Origin of the sequence: Campylobacter sp. RM5004, from assembly GCF_022369455.1 — a bacterium.
In the GTDB taxonomy this organism is placed as follows: Bacteria; Campylobacterota; Campylobacteria; order Campylobacterales; family Campylobacteraceae; genus Campylobacter_E.
Genome location: NZ_CP059599.1, coordinates 824419 through 841127 on the forward strand (window position 1 = coordinate 824419; position 16709 = coordinate 841127).

General features: G+C 29.5%; 12 protein-coding genes. 9 read left to right on the forward strand and 3 right to left on the reverse strand.

What is annotated here, in order from left to right:
- Positions 1-56: 56 nt before the first annotated feature.
- Positions 57-2069 (reverse strand): ATP-dependent helicase, encoded by a 2013-nt coding sequence (locus AVANS_RS04190; RefSeq protein ID WP_239818406.1) that lies wholly within the window; start codon positions 2067-2069, stop codon positions 57-59.
- Between the two features lie 105 nt (positions 2070-2174).
- On the opposite strand from AVANS_RS04190, the gene AVANS_RS04195 reads away from it, so the two are divergent.
- Positions 2175-4784, forward strand: coding sequence for a valine--tRNA ligase (locus AVANS_RS04195; protein WP_239818407.1), 2610 nt, complete (start codon positions 2175-2177; stop codon positions 4782-4784).
- 376 nt (positions 4785-5160) lie between these two features.
- On the opposite strand, the gene AVANS_RS04200 is transcribed toward AVANS_RS04195, so the two are convergent.
- Together AVANS_RS04200 and AVANS_RS04205 are read right to left on the reverse strand one after the other, a co-directional pair.
- Positions 5161-5349 carry a hypothetical protein gene (locus tag AVANS_RS04200; RefSeq protein ID WP_239818408.1) on the reverse strand — a complete coding sequence of 63 codons (189 nt, stop codon included), beginning with the start codon at positions 5347-5349 and terminating at the stop codon, positions 5161-5163.
- Positions 5350-5357: 8 nt separating this feature from the next.
- The gene (locus AVANS_RS04205) at positions 5358-5969 is read right to left on the reverse strand and encodes a riboflavin synthase (protein ID WP_239818409.1); all 612 of its coding nucleotides are present in this window, start codon (positions 5967-5969) and stop codon (positions 5358-5360) included.
- A 49-nt stretch (positions 5970-6018) separates the two neighbouring features.
- Between AVANS_RS04205 and mnmG the strand changes: the two genes are divergently transcribed.
- From mnmG to AVANS_RS04245, 8 genes are all read left to right on the forward strand, one after another.
- Positions 6019-7875 (forward strand): tRNA uridine-5-carboxymethylaminomethyl(34) synthesis enzyme MnmG, encoded by a 1857-nt coding sequence (mnmG, locus tag AVANS_RS04210; protein ID WP_239818410.1) that lies wholly within the window; start codon positions 6019-6021, stop codon positions 7873-7875.
- Positions 7872-9935 (forward strand): adenylate/guanylate cyclase domain-containing protein, encoded by a 2064-nt coding sequence (locus tag AVANS_RS04215; RefSeq protein ID WP_239818411.1) that lies wholly within the window; start codon positions 7872-7874, stop codon positions 9933-9935. Before mnmG ends, AVANS_RS04215 begins: the two co-directional genes overlap by 4 nt.
- A 52-nt stretch (positions 9936-9987) precedes the next feature.
- Positions 9988-10632, forward strand: coding sequence for a hydrogenase nickel incorporation protein HypB (gene hypB, locus AVANS_RS04220; protein WP_239818412.1), 645 nt, complete (start codon positions 9988-9990; stop codon positions 10630-10632).
- Between the two features lies 1 nt (position 10633).
- Positions 10634-10888 carry a HypC/HybG/HupF family hydrogenase formation chaperone gene (locus tag AVANS_RS04225; protein WP_239818413.1) on the forward strand — a complete coding sequence of 85 codons (255 nt, stop codon included), beginning with the start codon at positions 10634-10636 and terminating at the stop codon, positions 10886-10888.
- Positions 10885-11970 carry a hydrogenase formation protein HypD gene (hypD, locus tag AVANS_RS04230; RefSeq protein ID WP_239818414.1) on the forward strand — a complete coding sequence of 362 codons (1086 nt, stop codon included), beginning with the start codon at positions 10885-10887 and terminating at the stop codon, positions 11968-11970. Before AVANS_RS04225 ends, hypD begins: the two co-directional genes overlap by 4 nt.
- 9 nt (positions 11971-11979) lie before the next feature.
- Positions 11980-12120, forward strand: a complete 141-nt coding sequence (locus AVANS_RS04235) for a hypothetical protein (protein WP_239818415.1) — start codon at positions 11980-11982, stop codon at positions 12118-12120.
- Between the two features lie 184 nt (positions 12121-12304).
- Positions 12305-13885 (forward strand): site-specific DNA-methyltransferase, encoded by a 1581-nt coding sequence (locus AVANS_RS04240; protein ID WP_239818416.1) that lies wholly within the window; start codon positions 12305-12307, stop codon positions 13883-13885.
- 1 nt (position 13886) lies between these two features.
- Positions 13887-16646: a type III restriction-modification system endonuclease gene (locus AVANS_RS04245; RefSeq protein WP_239818417.1), complete on the forward strand. Its 2760-nt coding sequence runs from the start codon at positions 13887-13889 to the stop codon at positions 16644-16646.
- The last annotated feature ends 63 nt before the right edge of the window (positions 16647-16709 follow it).

Here is a 16709-nt window from a genome sequence, read left to right on the forward strand (position 1 = left end):
CTTTTTAAGATTGGAATTTGAATTAGGAATTTGCTTTTAATTCCTATTTTAAATTCTTAAATATTTTCAGGCTTTTTACCTTCATCTATAAAAATAGAACGAATAGCATCATTTTTATCGTCTTCACTTTGTCTTTTTGCCCAACTCATAATAAGCTCATCTTTTGCTCTTGTAAGTGCTACATAAAACAATCTTCTTTCTTCATCAATTCCACCAGCGCTTTTGCTAAGCTTTAGATTTGGAAATCTTCCTTGTGCTAAATCTATTAAATATACGATTTCAAATTCTAAGCCCTTACTCGCATGAACGGTTAGAAGTTGCACTCCTTTTGTGCTTTCATAATCAATATTTAAAATCGTTTTTTCATAAAAATCTTTAAAAGTATTGTAATTTTTCGCATCTTCTAAAATATATTTACAATTATTTTTGATATTTTCTAGCTTTTGTTCTTTTATCTCATTTACGATTTTTGCACCTTTAAATGAACGCTTTGCTGCAATATTATTTATAATTAGACTAAAAATTTTAGATGAATATGCGTTTTTTAGCAAAATACTAGGATTATCAATATTTTCATTTTCTTTTAAAAACTTATATAATTCTTCTAAAAAGGTTACATTATCAAACTTTAGTTCTTTTAATAACAAAACAGGATTATGCTTAAAATCACTTGCTAAAAAGCTAAATTCATTCTGTTTTGCTTCATTTTGTGTGCTTGCAAAAAGTCCAAAAGCTTCATCGCTTTTAGCTAAAAAATCATATCTATCTTTTTTAATAGGTCTTAAAATCCCTTCTAGCAAAGAGCCATTTCCAAGCTCTAAAAAAGCCTTATAAATAATATTTACTTTAGCATTTCCAACGCCTTTGCTCTCTAGTAAAATCCCTAAAAAGCTTAATATATCGCTATTTTTATTAGTTAGATTTGCTAAGTTTATTAAGGTATTTATTTCTTTTAGTTCATAAAAACTCGTTCCGCCTTTTCTAGCTACTTTAATACCTTTTAATTTTAATGAGCGTTCTATTAAATCCCCGCTTGAATTATTGCGATAAATCACTGCTATATCGCTCTTTGGCTTCATTTGAAGCTTGGCTAAAATATCGTTAGCAATAAATTCATATTGTTCGTTAGCTAAATTAAAACTATGTAATTTTATAGGCTTTATCGCATCATCTCTTGTAACTATTAGTTCTTTTGGATAAAGCCTTTCATTTTTTGTAATAACTCTATTTGCAAACTCTAAAATATTGCTAAGACTTCTATAATTTTTATTAAGTGAATAAATATTAGCGTTTTTATATCTATCTTTAAAACTACCTATTATTTCAATATTTGCACCATTAAAAGCATAAATACTTTGATCATAATCACCCACGCAAAATAAAGATTTTTTAGGAATTGCATCTAAAATAGCGCTTTGAAGATTATTAGTATCTTGATATTCATCTACTAAAACTTCATAAAAAGGTTCATCTTTATAATCATTTTTAAAAAAATCTTTAGAATTTAGCAATAAATCATCAAAATCATAATAATTATGAGCTTTTTTTTGCTCGTTAAACTCATCTAAAACCTTGCAATAAAAATTAATATTATCGCTTTGCTCTTCATAATTTTGTTTTAAATATCCACGAAAGTCATCAACCAAATTAGTATTATTAAATCTTGAATAAATATCAGCTAAGTATGAATAATCAAATAAATCATCACGATTAGGATTGTATTTTTCATAAATACTTTTAAGCAAGGCTCTAAGTTCAGAGTTTTTTTTAAGATTAATTTCTTTATGTTTTTTTAAATACTCTAAGCTAATTGCATGAAAAGTCCCACTTATTATGCCTTTTATCTTGCTTGAGCCGAGCTTTTTTTCAAGTCTTGCCATCATTTCTTTTGCAGCTTTATTTGTAAAAGTAAGGAGCATAATGGTATTAGGCTTAGCTCCATCGTTTAATAACTTTTCAATCCTTGCAACAATGGTGCTTGTTTTACCTGTTCCTGCACTTGCTATTATTAAATTACTGCCTAATTTTGCATTAACAGCAGCAAATTGTTCTTCATTTAATTTGTTCAAAACATCTCCATTAATCAAAAATAAAGCCAAAAAGTCTAGCAAAATAACCTAAAAATAAGCAAAAATTAATAAAATGGGCGAAAATATACATTTTAAGGATTATTTATGAGCGATTTTTACAATCCAAAAGAAATTGAAAAAGATTATTATGAATTTTGTAAGCAAAAAGGCTATTTTGAAATAGATGGAAATAAAAATATCCAAGAAAAAGGTAAAAATTTTGCCATTATGATGCCACCACCAAATGTTACAGGCGTTTTACATATCGGACACGCACTTACTTTTACTCTTCAAGATATTATGACAAGATATAAAAGAATGGATGGCTATAAGGTGCTTTATCAACCAGGCTTAGATCACGCTGGAATTGCTACTCAAAATGTAGTTGAAAAGCAACTTTTAGCAAAAGGCATTAAAAAAGAAGAGCTAGGACGTGAAAAGTTTATAGAAAAAGTTTGGGAGTGGAAAGAGCAAAGCGGTGGAGCGATAGTTAAGCAAATGCAAGCACTTGGAATTACCCCTGCATTTTCAAGACTTCGTTTTACTATGGATGAAGGACTTCAAAACGCTGTTAAAAAAGCTTTTGTGGACCTTTATAATAAAGGCTTAATTGAGCAAAATAACAGAATGATAAACTGGTGCACCAAAGATGGGGCATTAAGCGATATTGAAGTTGAATATGAAGAAAACAAAGGCAAGCTTTATCATATAAGGTATTTTTTAAATGATAAGGATTATTTAGTAGTTGCAACTACTAGACCTGAGACATATTTTGGAGATACTGCTGTAATGGTAAATCCAGATGATGAAAGGTATAAGCATTTAGTTGGTAAGGAAGTTACATTACCTATCATAAATCGCAAAATTAAAATCATAGCTGATAGTCATGTTGATATGGAATTTGGAACAGGAATTGTAAAGGTAACTCCAGCTCATGATAATAACGACTATGAAGTAGGACTTAGACATAATTTGGAGTTTTTAACTATTTTTGATGAAAACGGGATTTTAAACGAACATTGTGCTGAGTTTGCTGGACTTGAAAGACTTGATGCTAGAAAAATAGTAGTTGATAAATTAAACGAATTAGATTTTATTGAAAAAATAGAAGATTATGTAAATCAAGTTGGGCATTGTTATCGCTGTAAAAATATCGTTGAACCATACATTTCTAAACAATGGTTTGTAAAAACTGATATCGCAACAAAAGTTATAGAAAAAGTAAATAATGGTGATGCTAAGTTTTATCCAGCTCATTGGATAAATAGCTTTAATGCGTGGATGCGTGAGCTTCGCCCTTGGTGTATCTCAAGGCAACTTTGGTGGGGACATCAAATTCCTGTTTATTATTGTGATGAGTGCGAGCATATTCATGTAGACGAGAGCAAGGTAGAAAAATGCGAAAAATGTGGGTGCAAGAGCATTACTCAAGATAAAGATGTTCTTGATACTTGGTTTAGCTCAGGTCTTTGGGCGTTTTCAACTCTAGGTTATAACAACGGCGATTTTGGTAAAAACACTTTATGGAATGAAAGCGATATAAAAGACTTTTATCCAAACTCACTTTTAATTACAGGCTTTGATATACTGTTTTTTTGGGTATGTAGAATGCTATTTCAAAGTGAAAATGAATTAGGCGAAATCCCATTTAAAGACATTTATCTTCACGCACTTGTAAAAGATGAAAACGGGCAAAAAATGAGTAAAAGTAAAGGCAATGTAATTGACCCACTTGATAGCATTGATAAATATAGTGCTGACATTTTACGCTTTACTTTAGCATTACTTGCCGTTCAAGGAAGAGATATAAGAATGAGTGAAGATAGAATGATTTTAGTTCGTAACTTCACAAACAAGCTTTATAATGCGGTAAATTTCTTACTACTTAAAGGTAAAGATTACAAAATACTTGATAGCTATAAAACAACGCTAGGTATTTATATAAACGCAGAGTTTCAAAAGTGTGTAAATGAAACTAGAAAAAATCTTGATGAGTATAGATTTAACGATGCTGCTATGAATATTTATAAGTTTTTATGGGATGAGTTTTGCGATTATGGTATAGAGTTTAGCAAGGCTGATGAAACAAGTATAAACGAGCTTGCAAGCGTGTTTTTAAATGCTATGAAATTACTTAGTCCATTTATGCCGTTTATTAGTGAGTATTTATATCATAAATTAAGCGGGACAAGTATTTTTGAAAATGGCTCAATTATGGTTGAAAAATACCCTAAAGTTAGCGAAATTTCATCTAACGAAGAGCAAATTATCAAAAACTACGAGCTTTGCAAAGAAGCGATTAACAGCCTAAGAAGTATCAAAAAGACAGCAAATATCACAGATAAAAACGCTCCAGCGCAAATTATTAGTGAGCATAAATTTGATGAGTATTATCTAAAACTTATAGCAAAATTAGCAAAAGTTGGGGAATTAGAGCAAAGCGAAAATGTAAAAGAAAGCTTTAGTGTAAATGTTAGCACAAACCTAAAAACCGCTATTTTTGTAGATAGCTCAGCACTTAGCGAGATGAAAGCAAAGCTAGAAAACAAACGCAAAAAAGTTCTAGCAGAGTATGAAAAGCTAAATAAAATGCTAAGCAATGAAAAGTTTGTAGCAAACGCTCCAAAAGAAGTTGTAGAACAGAATAAAGCAGCGCTTGAGAGTGCAAGTAAAGAACTTGAAGCAATAAACAACGAGCTAAACGCTCTAAGTTAATATTTGCTAAGCTTTTGCTTAGCAAATATTTAATTTCCTATTTCAAATTCCTTTAGTTTTCAAGTATTAAAATCTTAAGAATTACGAAATAGGAATTAGCTTTTTAACTTTATAAAGTCTAAATATTGTTTTTAAATTTCTAATTCAAATTCTCTTATTTTTAAATACTTTAATATAAGCTTCAAATATTTTTGTATTTTATTAACTTTCTAACCTAATATCTTATTGCTTAGACTAGTTTTTTGAGTTTGGTTGAGTTTGGTTGAGTTTCGAATTTATAATAATTATCAATAGTTTTTGTTTAAAATTTTAAAGAATTTGAAATAGGAATTAGCTTTTTAAATTTGCAAAATTTATAAAAGCTAATTCGTAATTATTATTTGCTCTTTTGAGCGTTGTGTTTAGCTTGTTTTAAAAACTCTAAAAAGTCTTTTATTTCTTCGTAATTTTCAAACTTACTTTCTTTATCAACAAGCATTCTTGTTAGGCTTTCGTTTTTTAAATAATCATCGTTCATTTCATCGGCTTTTTGAATTAAAGCATTGATTAATATTTCTTTATTCATTTAAAATCCTAATAAATCGCACTAATTCTATCAATTTCATCCCAGCTAAGGCTTTTATCTTTATAGGTTAGCATTCTATTTACATATCTTGCCAAAATATCGGTTTCTACATTTACTAAATCTCCTACTTTATAGCTAGAAAATAAAGTATCTTTTAAAGTTATATCAATAATTGTAAGTCTTATTGAATCATCTAAAACTTCATTAATTGTAAGGCTTACTCCATCTATTGCAATGCTGCCTTTATTGCAAACTAAAGGCATAAATTTTTTATCAATACTTATATAAAAATCAACTCCGCTATTTAGCTTATTAATCTTTATAATTTTTCCAAGAGTATCAATATGTCCTGTTAATAAATGCCCATCAATTCTATCTCCAAGTTGCATAGCTAATTCGGTATGAACTTTAGAGCCAACTACAAATGGCTTAATTACGCTTTGGGTTTCACTGCTTAAGTTTAGACTAAAACCATCATCGTGGATTTTAATCACACTAAGGCATGCTCCATTAGTTGCAACGCTATCTCCTATATTTGGTTTTAATTTTGAAACTATTCTTAATTCATTATTTGAATATTTTTTTACAACTGCTAATTCTCTTATTAAACCATTAAACATTTTTATCCTTTACAATAAGCTTAGTGTATTATAAAAAAAAGGATTAATGATGTATGATATTATAATTATCGGTGCTGGTCATGCAGGTGTCGAAGCTGCACATGCTAGTGCAAAAATGGGTAAAAAAACCTTACTTCTTACAATTTTAAACGATAGGATCGGAGCAACTTCGTGTAACCCTGCAATAGGCGGACTTGCAAAAGGGCATTTAGTAAAAGAAATAGCTGCACTTGGCGGAATTATGCCAAAAATCACAGATTTAAGTGCGATTAATTATAAAACTTTAAATGAGAGTAAAGGTGCAGCAGTTCGTGGAACTAGAGCTCAGATTGATATGGATGAATACAATAAAAATGCTAAAAATATATTACTTAATATGCCTAATTTAGATATTTCTCAAGAAATGGTTACGGAATTATTAGTAGAAAATAACGAAGCTTATGGAGTAAAAACAGAATTAGATAAAGAATATAAAGCAAAAAAAATCATTCTTTGCTCAGGAACATTCTTAAATGGTTTAATTCATGTTGGTTTAAGCAAAATAAAAAGTGGTCGTGTAGGAGAGCTAAGTTCAACTCATTTAGGAGATAATCTAGCTGCTTTAGGGCTTAATCGTGGAAGGCTAAAAACCGGAACATGTCCAAGGATTTTAGCAAGTAGTATTGATTTTAGTGTTTTAGAAATTCAAGAAAGTGATTTAAATACTAAAGGTTTTAGCCTAGATTACAAGACTCATACATTGCCACAACTACCTTGCTATATAGCTCATACAAATACAACTACTCATGATATTATTCGCTCAAATTTTGACAAAGCTCCTATGTTTACAGGTCAGATTAAAGGAATAGGCCCTAGATATTGCCCTAGTATTGAGGATAAAATCAATCGTTTTGCGGATAAAGAAAGCCATCATTTATTCATCGAGCCGCAAACAAAAGAAGCCACAGAATACTATATAAACGGCTTTTCAACTTCGCTTCCTTTTGAAGTGCAACATCTAATGATTCGCTCAGTTAAAGGCTTTGAGAATGCAAAAATCACAAGACATGGCTATGCGATTGAGTATGATTATTTTGACCCACTTGATTTATTTCATACATTAGAAAGTAAGATTATTAAAAACTTCTATCTAGCAGGTCAGGTAAATGGAACAACAGGTTATGAAGAAGCAGCAGCACAAGGTCTTATGGCTGCAATAAATGCAAGTTTAGCGATTGATAAAAAAGATGGTTTTGTATTAAGAAGAGATGAAGGCTATATCGGAGTTTTAATTGATGATTTAGTTACTAAAGGAACTAAAGAGCCTTATAGAATGTTTACAAGTAGGGCTGAGTTTAGATTATTACTTCGTGAAAGTAATGCGATTACAAGACTTAATAAATATGCTTATGAGTGTGGTTTAAGAGATGAAGAAAGCTTTAAATACTATGAAAGTAAAATAAATGATATGAAAAAAGGCTTAGAATTTTTATGTGATAGCAAGGTTGTGCCTTCAAATGTATTTAATGAATTATTAGCAAGTATTGATGAAGAGCCGATTTCTCAGCCTACAACTCTTCAAAAAATCATAGCTCGTAGTACAATTACAAAAGAAAAAATGCTAGTTTTAGCTCCTAGCTTATCTCGTTTAGATGATTTTGTTTTAGATGAGATTTTACTTGATTCTAAATATTATCATTATGTAAGATTGCAAGATGAAAATATTCAAAATCAAGAAAATTTATTAAAAATAAAAATCCCAAGTGATTTTGTTTATCGTGGAATTAGCGGACTTAGCAATGAAGTAGTTGAGAAATTAGAAAAAAATAAGCCAGCAAACTTATTTGATGCAAGTAGAATTAGCGGAATTACTCCAGCAGCTATTGATATTCTTCAAATTTATATCAAATTAAAGGCTAAAAATTGATAAAACATCTAGCTAAGTTTAAAAAGATTTATTCGTTTGCGGTTTTATCTCTTGTAATGATTGTTTTTTCTTTTTATATAACCATTAAAGAATCTACAATTATTACAAGGCTTGATAATTTAACTCATGATATGTTTTTTAGAATTAACGCCTACTTAAACAATAACGTAAAAGGCGATGATAGAGTTAAAATAGTTGATATTGATGAAAAAAGTTTATCTGCACTAGGTCAGTGGCCTTGGGATAGAGATTTATTAGCTTGTTTAGTTTATAAATTAAATGAAGCTAGCGTTGTTGGATTTGATATTTATTTCGCTGAATATGATAAGCGTGGTGAGATTACTAAGAAAATGAGCGATGAGAGCTTTTCATCTTTAAATATTCCAAAATATGATTTTTGTCCTAGAACTCAAGATACCGATAAAGCTTTTGCGACTGCTTTAGCTAATTCTAATAGCGTGTTAGCTTATGCAATTAATTTAGGTGCATACAAAAACGAAAGCAATGTATATAGAAGTATTTATACAAACCATATTACAGGTAAAAAATTAGCTCCATTAAGCAATCAAAGCATAGCAGAATACAATATTGATTATTCATTGCTTGAACATGGTAAAAACATTACAGCAAGTATAGAAGAATTAAGCGATAATTCTTATGCTAATGGTTTTGTTAATTCATATACACATTTAGATAATGTAATTCGTAGTGCTTTTATGATGATTTATTACGATGATGGTGAATTTAAACAGCTTTTACCAAGTCTTAGTCTTGCAATGTATGCTAAATATGTAGGAGTTGATGATATTAAAGCAGTTGGAGATGGGTTTAATATAAGATTAATTCTTGATGAAAAAGATACATTTTTGGTAAATCCACATGCGCTTTTAGGGCTTTATTTTAAAGGAAAATCTCCGCATTATGATTATATTAGTGCAATTGATGTTCTTGATGGCACGATTGATCCTAGATATTTTAAAGATAAGATTGTCTTAATTGGAACTAGCGTTGTTGGGCTTAATGATATTAGAAGTAATTCTTTAGATGAAAACTTGCCAGGTGTTGAAATACATGCTAATGCTATTGATAATTTATTAAATGATGAGTATTTAATAACTCCTAGCTATTCGGCTGAAATATTGTTTGCATCATTAATAATTATAATTTTATTAAGTGTAAGTTTTTCGTATTTTAAAAGCATAATAATGCAAGTGTTATTTCACTTAATCTTATTAGCAGTTATTATTTTAGGACATTATTATTTTATGGTTAGCGAAAAGTATGTTTTAAATACTTTTGAGCTTATTTTGGTGTTGGCTATTATGGGACTTTGTGGAATTCTTATTAACTTTTTCTTAGAAAGTAGGCAAAAAGAATTTATTAAAGCAAAACTTGAGAAAAAAGTTTCAAAAAGTGTTGCAGAGCAGTTAATTAATACAGATAGCAATGTTTTTAGCACTAGCAAAAGAGAAATTTCGGTATTTTTTAGCGATATTAGAGATTTTACAACCATTAGTGAGAATATGGATGCAGCTGATTTAGTTAAGTTTTTAAATACTTATATGACTCCTATGAGCGATATTATATTTAAATATCAAGGAACGGTTGATAAGTATATTGGAGATGCTGTTATGGCTTATTTTAACGCTCCAAACGATTTAGAAAATCACGCTGATTGTGCCTTGCAAGCTGCGATTGAACAAATAAAAGCTTTAAAGAGTTTAAATGAAGAATGGCAAAAGCAAAATCTTCCTTATATAAACATAGGTATAGGAATAAATACAGGTGAGTGCATTGTAGGCGAAATGGGTAGCCTTGCAAGAAGCGATTATACTTGTATTGGCGATGGCGTAAATACTGCAAGTAGGGTTGAGAGCTCATGTAAAAACTATAAAGCAAATATTTTAATTTCTCATAATACTTTAGCAGCGCTAAAAGACCCTAGTATTTATGAGCTTGAGCTTGTAGATGAATTAAAGCTAAAAGGAAAAGATGAAGCAACTAAGCTTTATAAATGCACAGGTTTTAAAGGCGATAATTTAACGCTTTGGAAGAGTTAAAATTAAATAAGAATTTGAAATAGGAATTTGAAATTACTAAAAAGGAGAAGAAATGAAAGTAATCGTTGAAGCAAAAGCAAAAATAATGGCAGAAAATGAAAATCAAGCAAAAATTAATCAAGATTTTTTTAATAAAAACAATTTATTTTGTATTAATTTTATGAGCTCACCTGGAAGTGGCAAGACTACTTTGCTTGAATATATCATTAAAAATAATTTATTAAAACTATGCGTTATAGAAGGCGATTTAGAAACTAACAAAGACGCTGATAGAATTATAAATGCAGGTGCAAAGGCTTATCAGATTAGCACAGGTCAAAGCTGTCATTTGGATGCAAAAATGATTGATAATGCTCTTAAAAATCTTGATATTAGCGAAAGTGAGTTTTGCGTGATAGAAAATATAGGCAATCTTGTATGCCCAGCTTCATACAAATTAGGAGAGCATTTAAATGTAGTATTATTATCATCTCCTGAAGGAAGCGATAAGGTTGCAAAATATCCTGTAATGTTTAAAAGAGCCGATGTAATCGTGCTAACCAAAATGGATATAGCAAAACATTTTAATTTTAATTTAGAAGAAATTAGTGAAGAAGCAAAAAAGCTAAATCCAAATGTAAAAATATTTTGTGTAAGTGCAGCAACAGGCGAAGGTGTTGCTGAGCTTTGTGAATACTTTAAAAATCAAAGGGCTTAATATGTGTTTATCAATTCCATCAAAAGTAATTAGTATAGATGAAAATAATTTCGCACAGGTTGATACTTTAGGTATTAAGCGTGGGGTTAGTCTTGATTTAATTCCTGAAGAAGTAAAGGTAGGTGATTTTGTATTAATTCATGTTGGATTTGCTATGCAAAAAATAGATGAAGCTGCTGCTAAAGAAAGCTTAGAGCTATATAAGCAAATCGCTGATGAGATAGGTAGCGAAGAGATTGAAAGCAGGTTTTTATGAATTACATAAAAGAATATAAAGACATAAACACTATAAAAGCTTTAAAAAAACTAATTGATAATGTAAAACTTGATAGAGTTTATAATGTAATGGAGATTTGCGGTGGGCATACTCATTCGCTTATTAAATATGCCTTGCCTTCTTTAGTGCCTAATATTAACTTTATTCATGGACCTGGCTGTCCTGTATGTGTAATGCCAAAAAGTAGGCTTGATGAAGCCGTATTTTTAGCTAGTTTAGATGGAGTTATATTTTGCACGCTTGCTGATATGATAAAAGTTCCTGCAAGTAATACAAGCCTTGAAAAATTAAGAGCAAATGGAGCAGATATAAGAGCTCTTTATAGCCCACTAGAAGTGCTAAAAATTGCAAGTGAAAATAAAGATAAAAAGATTATATTTTTTGCAATAGGATTTGAAACTACAACTCCTATGAGTGCTGTTTTGATTGAAAAAGTGCTTGAAATGGGGCTAAAGAATGTATTTTTTCATATAAATCATGTAAGAGTTCCTGAGCCAATTGAAGCATTATTACAAGATAAAGATTGTAATATTGATGGCTTTTTAGCACCATCTCATGTAAGCGTTATAATAGGCAAAAATGCTTATTTAGATATGGCAAAAACATACAAAAAACCTTTTGCTATAAGCGGTTTTGAGCCTGTTGATTTAATGCACTCATTATTAAATCTAAGCTTGCAGTTTAAAAACAAAAGCTATGAAGTATATAACGAATATTCAAGATTAGTAACTAATGAAGGAAATCTTAAGGCTAAGGCACTTATAGATAAATATTTTTGCAAGGCTGATTTTGAATTTCGTGGCTTAGATGTGATAAAAAATGGTGGATTAGAATTAAAAAGCGAATATGATTTTTTAAATGCAAAAAAAGTATTTGAAATTTGTACTAATACTAAGCCTGAAAATAAAGCCTGTTTATGCCCTAAGATTTTAAAAGGTCTTGCAAAGCCAACTGATTGTAAGGTTTTTGGTAATTTATGCACTCCAAATAATCCAATCGGTAGCTGTATGGTAAGTAGCGAAGGTGCTTGCGCTGCTTATTATAAATATAATAAAAAATAAGGAGATAGAATGGAGTTTTTACATAAAGATTTTAAAAGTAAATTAGATATTTTAAAGGAGCATTTTAGCTCTTGTTTTGATAAAGATGGAAGATTTGATTTAGAAAGATTAAAAGATGAAATAATGGCGAACAGGGGGGGATTTTACTAATGAAAGTTATAGTTTAAACTTTCTTGGCAAAAAACACGCAAAATATTTAGCAAATCTAAAAATCTCAAGCTATCTTAAACAAAACGGCACTTTTAATGAAGATTTAAAACAAAACCTACTCATAAAAGGCGATAATTTAGAAGTCTTAAAACACCTACAAAACAGCTATTATAAAAAAATCAAAATGATTTATATAGACCCACCTTACAATACCGCTAATGGTGATTTTGTTTATAACGATACTAGAACTTACAAACTAGATGATTTAATAAATGCTGGAATGAGCGAAGATGAGGCTAAAAGAGTGCTAGAATTTAGCACTAAAAAATCAAGCTCACACTCAGCCTGGCTTACTTTTATGTATCCAAGACTATTTCTAGCTAGAAAGCTTTTAAAAGATGATGGGGTGATATTTATCTCAATTGATGATAACGAAACGGCACAACTCAAGCTACTTTGTGATGAGATTTTTGGAGAAGAGAATTTTGTAGCTCAGCTATCAGTTGTTGATAATTTAAAAGGCAACAACAATACTGATGGTATTGTTTCAACCAACGAGTATTGTTTGGTATATACAAAAAATTATCAGTTTGCCAAATTTTATGACCTTTATGTTGATAAAACAGATGATGATTTTAGTGAATGGCAAAAAGATGAAAAAGGTTATTGGAAAAAAGGACGCAATATTAAAGGAACCGGAGAAAATGCACCTAGAGAAAAGCGACCTACAATGTTTTATCCTATTTATTTAAGCAATAGTTTAGAAATTTCTACCGTAAAAAGCAATTATTACAATATTGAAGTTTTACCTATAACAAACGGACAAGAGATGTGTTGGAACTGGAGCAAGGATACAGTAGAGATAAATAAAGATGAATTAATTGTTGAAAAAAGCAAGAATGGTTATAATTTTTACAAAAAACAACGCCCAAGCCTAAGTGATTTACCAACTAGAAAAATAAAAACTACTTGCTATAAGCCATCATACTCTACTTCAGCAAGTGCAAATACAATGAAAGAATTGTTTGATAATAAAGTCATTTTTAACTATACAAAATCAGTTGATTTGATAAAAGATTTTATGCAAATTTCTACTGATAAGGATGACATTGTTTTAGACTTTTTTGCAGGAAGTGGGACTACGGGGCATGCGGTAATGCAATTAAATGCTGAAGATGGTGGAAATAGAAAATATATTTTGGTTCAACTTGATGAAAAAATAGATGAGAAAAAAAATAAAATCGCTTATGATTTTGTAAAAGATGAGCTTAAGCGAGAGCCTACAATCTATGAAATCACAAGAGAAAGACTACTAAGAGCAGGAAAGAAAATTAGTCATGATTATGCTAATGCTACTAATTTAGAATTTAGTGAGTTTAGTATAGTGCCAAAGGATGAGCTAGAGTTAGAAAAACTAGAAAAGCTAGATTTAAGCTTAAGCGATGATTTGTTTATTAATTTTGATGATAGTAAAACAAACGAAATTTTAACCAGCTATAAACTAGCTGATGGCATAGCTTTAGATGTGGAATTTAAAACCGTATTTTTAAATGAATATAAAGCGTATTATTCTAATAAATTGCTTTATTTGGTTTACCCATACTTTACTAGCGAAAACACAAAAGCTTTAATGCAAAAACTACAAAACAAAGACTTAATATGTGAGCGAGTGATTTTATATAATGCAAGTTTTAAAAGTAGCGAACACAAGACCTTAAAAGATGCCTTAAATCAAATAGGCGTTAAATTACAAGTGAGATTTTAAGATGGGTGGTTTTAATTTTACTAATGATTTAGAGCATCAAAATATAGCGATTGAAAGTGTTTTAGAAGTTTTTAAAGATGATAATTTAAGAGCAAATGTTAAAAGAGTGCAAGAGCTAAACAATATAAAAAACAAAAGCTTTATAAATGATAATGTTTATGATATTTGTATGCAAACAGGCACAGGTAAAACTTATACATATACAAAAACAATGTTTATGCTAAATGAGGCTTATGGATATGATAGTTTTATTGTCCTTGTGCCAACTTTGGCTATCAAATCAGGGACTAAAAGTTTTTTTGAGCTTTCACGTCAGCATTTTATAGATGAGTTTAAAAAAAGCCTTAGCTTTTATGAAGTAAAGAGCGAAAAATCAGGCAAAAAAGAGCAAATGCCACAAAGTATAAAAGACTTTTGTAAGCATGATGATAAAAACTCAATAAGAGTGCTACTTATTAATGCTGGAATGCTTAATTCAGATACTTTTAAAAAAGAATTTGAGAGCAATCTTTTTGATAGATTTTTTAGCGTATTTCCCGCACTAGCTCACACAAAAAGTATTTTAATTGTCGATGAGCCACATAAATTTGATAAAGCAAATAAAACTTGGATAAATGCTTTAAAGCTAGAGCCAAAGTTTATTCTAAGATATGGTGCTACTTTTAAAGAAAACTCAAACCTACTTTATAATCTAAGTCCACTTAAAGCCTTTAATGATAATTTAGTTAAAGGTGTAAAAGCTTTCGTGCAAGAATTTGAAATAGGAAATAAAGCTTATGTAAAACTTAAAAACATTGAAGATAAAAGCGTGGTTTTTGTAGATGATAAAAAGCGTGAATTTAGCCTTAGTAAAGGGCAAAATTTCGTTTGTTTTTATGATTTTTTGGATATTTTCGTGCAAGATTTTAACAAATCAAAAGTGCTTTTATCAAACGGGGTTGAGCTTTTTAAAAATGATAAGTTTAATCCTTTTAGCTTTAATGATGATTTGGCTAAACAAATGATAAATTCTTGTTTAGATGAGCATTTTAAATTGGAGCGAGAGTTTTTAGGTAAAAAGATAAAAATAAAACCTTTAAGCTTGTTTTTCATAGATGATATAAACTCTTATCGTGGAGAGAATGCAAGGCTTAAAGAGTATTTTGAAAAGGCACTAAAAAGCAAAATAGAAGACGAGTTAAAAACTAGTGAAAGTTTTTATAAAGAGTATTTGCAAAAATCTTTAGATGATATTAGTCTTACTCATGGCGGGTATTTTTCTAAAGATAATAGCGATAAAGATGAAAAAATAGAGCAGGAAATAAACGAAATTTTACACGATAAAATGAGCCTACTTAGCCTTAGCAATACTAGAAGATTTATATTTTCAAAATGGACGCTTAAAGAAGGTTGGGATAATCCAAATGTCTTTAATATTTGTAAGCTAAGAAGTAGTGGAAGTGAGATAAGTAAGCTTCAAGAAGTTGGTCGTGGGTTAAGGCTTCCTGTTGATGAGTATGGCGATAGGATAGATGGTAGTGAGTTTTATTTAAATTATTTTGTAGATGCTAGTGAGAGCGATTTTGTAGCAAGGCTTATAAACGAGATTGAGCAAAGTGAAGAAAGTACTAATATAAAAGAAGGTGATATTTTAGATGAGAAAATATATGAGATTATTTTAGAAGAGTATGATTTAAATGAAGATTTAATTTATGATGAGCTTTTAGAATGTGGAGCGATAAATAAAAGAAGCGTAATTTTAGATACAAACATAATAAAAGCAAAATATCCAAAAGCCTTTAGTAAAGTAAGTCTAAAAAAAGGCAAGGTTAAAAACAAAGAAGAAAAAGAGAAAAAAGTAAAAATTAGAAAAGATTTATATAAAAATATCAAGCTTTTATGGGAAGAAATAAACAAAAAGGTATTTTTAAAATACGATGCTCATGAAGATGTATTTTTGGCTAATTTTAAAGAGTTTTTAAAAAGTTTTCAAGAGAATTTAAAGGATAACAAAAGCTATATAAAAACAACAAGCATAAATGTAAAAAATGAAAAAGTGATAGCTAAAACAAGCCTAAAAGATGGAATAGCTATAAAAACTCTAAATTATGGAGAGTTTTTACTAAGCCTTAGCACTAGACTTGGATTAAATGCAAATACTTTACATAAAGCATTTTATGAGCTTTTAAAAGATGGTGCTTTTAATGTGAATGAATATTTAAATGAAATTAGTCTAAATACAATTTGCAAGGATTTTAATTTATATCTTTTAAATAAATCTAATAAAATTTTTCAAGTATCTTACGAAGAGTTTTTAAGCATTATCCATCCAACAAAAATTACAAATATAAGTGGCGAAGTATTAGATGAAATAAATGCTAGCGATATAGGTGTTTTTGGTGAAGATGAGCTATCAAATGATGAGTTTTTATATGAGCAAGTCTTTTATGATAGCGAGATTGAAAAGAGCAATATAAAAGCAAATTTAAAAGAAGTTTGTGTTTATATGAAAATACCAAAAAACTCTCTTAAAATTCCAGTAGCAGGGGGCTTTAGTTACTCTCCTGATTTTGCTTATGTGATAAAAGATGATAATGATAAAGTGCATTATTTTGTACTTGAGAGCAAGGGTGTTGATAGTAAATTAAGCCTAAGAGAAGAAGAACAAGAAAAAATAAATCATGCTGAAAGTCTTTTTAAAGGGCTTAAGATTAATTTTAAAACCCAACTTAAAAAAGACGAGTTAGAAAAGATTATTAAAGATATAATAAATAAAAATTAGTATTAAAGTATTAAGTATTTTAATACTAAACCTTTTTAAATTCCTATTTCAAATTCTAGTTTT

Bases quoted from the DNA above. Each gene is read 5' to 3' on its own strand.
- AVANS_RS04195 (WP_239818407.1), top strand. From the start codon at position 2,175: ATGAGCGATTTTTACAATCCAAAAGAAATTGAAAAAGATTATTATGAA.
- AVANS_RS04200 (WP_239818408.1), bottom strand. From the start codon at position 5,349: ATGAATAAAGAAATATTAATCAATGCTTTAATTCAAAAAGCCGATGAA.
- AVANS_RS04205 (WP_239818409.1), bottom strand. From the start codon at position 5,969: ATGTTTAATGGTTTAATAAGAGAATTAGCAGTTGTAAAAAAATATTCA.
- mnmG (WP_239818410.1), top strand. From the start codon at position 6,019: ATGTATGATATTATAATTATCGGTGCTGGTCATGCAGGTGTCGAAGCT.
- hypB (WP_239818412.1), top strand. From the start codon at position 9,988: ATGAAAGTAATCGTTGAAGCAAAAGCAAAAATAATGGCAGAAAATGAA.
- AVANS_RS04225 (WP_239818413.1), top strand. From the start codon at position 10,634: ATGTGTTTATCAATTCCATCAAAAGTAATTAGTATAGATGAAAATAAT.
- hypD (WP_239818414.1), top strand. From the start codon at position 10,885: ATGAATTACATAAAAGAATATAAAGACATAAACACTATAAAAGCTTTA.
- AVANS_RS04235 (WP_239818415.1), top strand. From the start codon at position 11,980: ATGGAGTTTTTACATAAAGATTTTAAAAGTAAATTAGATATTTTAAAG.
- AVANS_RS04240 (WP_239818416.1), top strand. From the start codon at position 12,305: ATGATTTATATAGACCCACCTTACAATACCGCTAATGGTGATTTTGTT.
- AVANS_RS04245 (WP_239818417.1), top strand. From the start codon at position 13,887: ATGGGTGGTTTTAATTTTACTAATGATTTAGAGCATCAAAATATAGCG.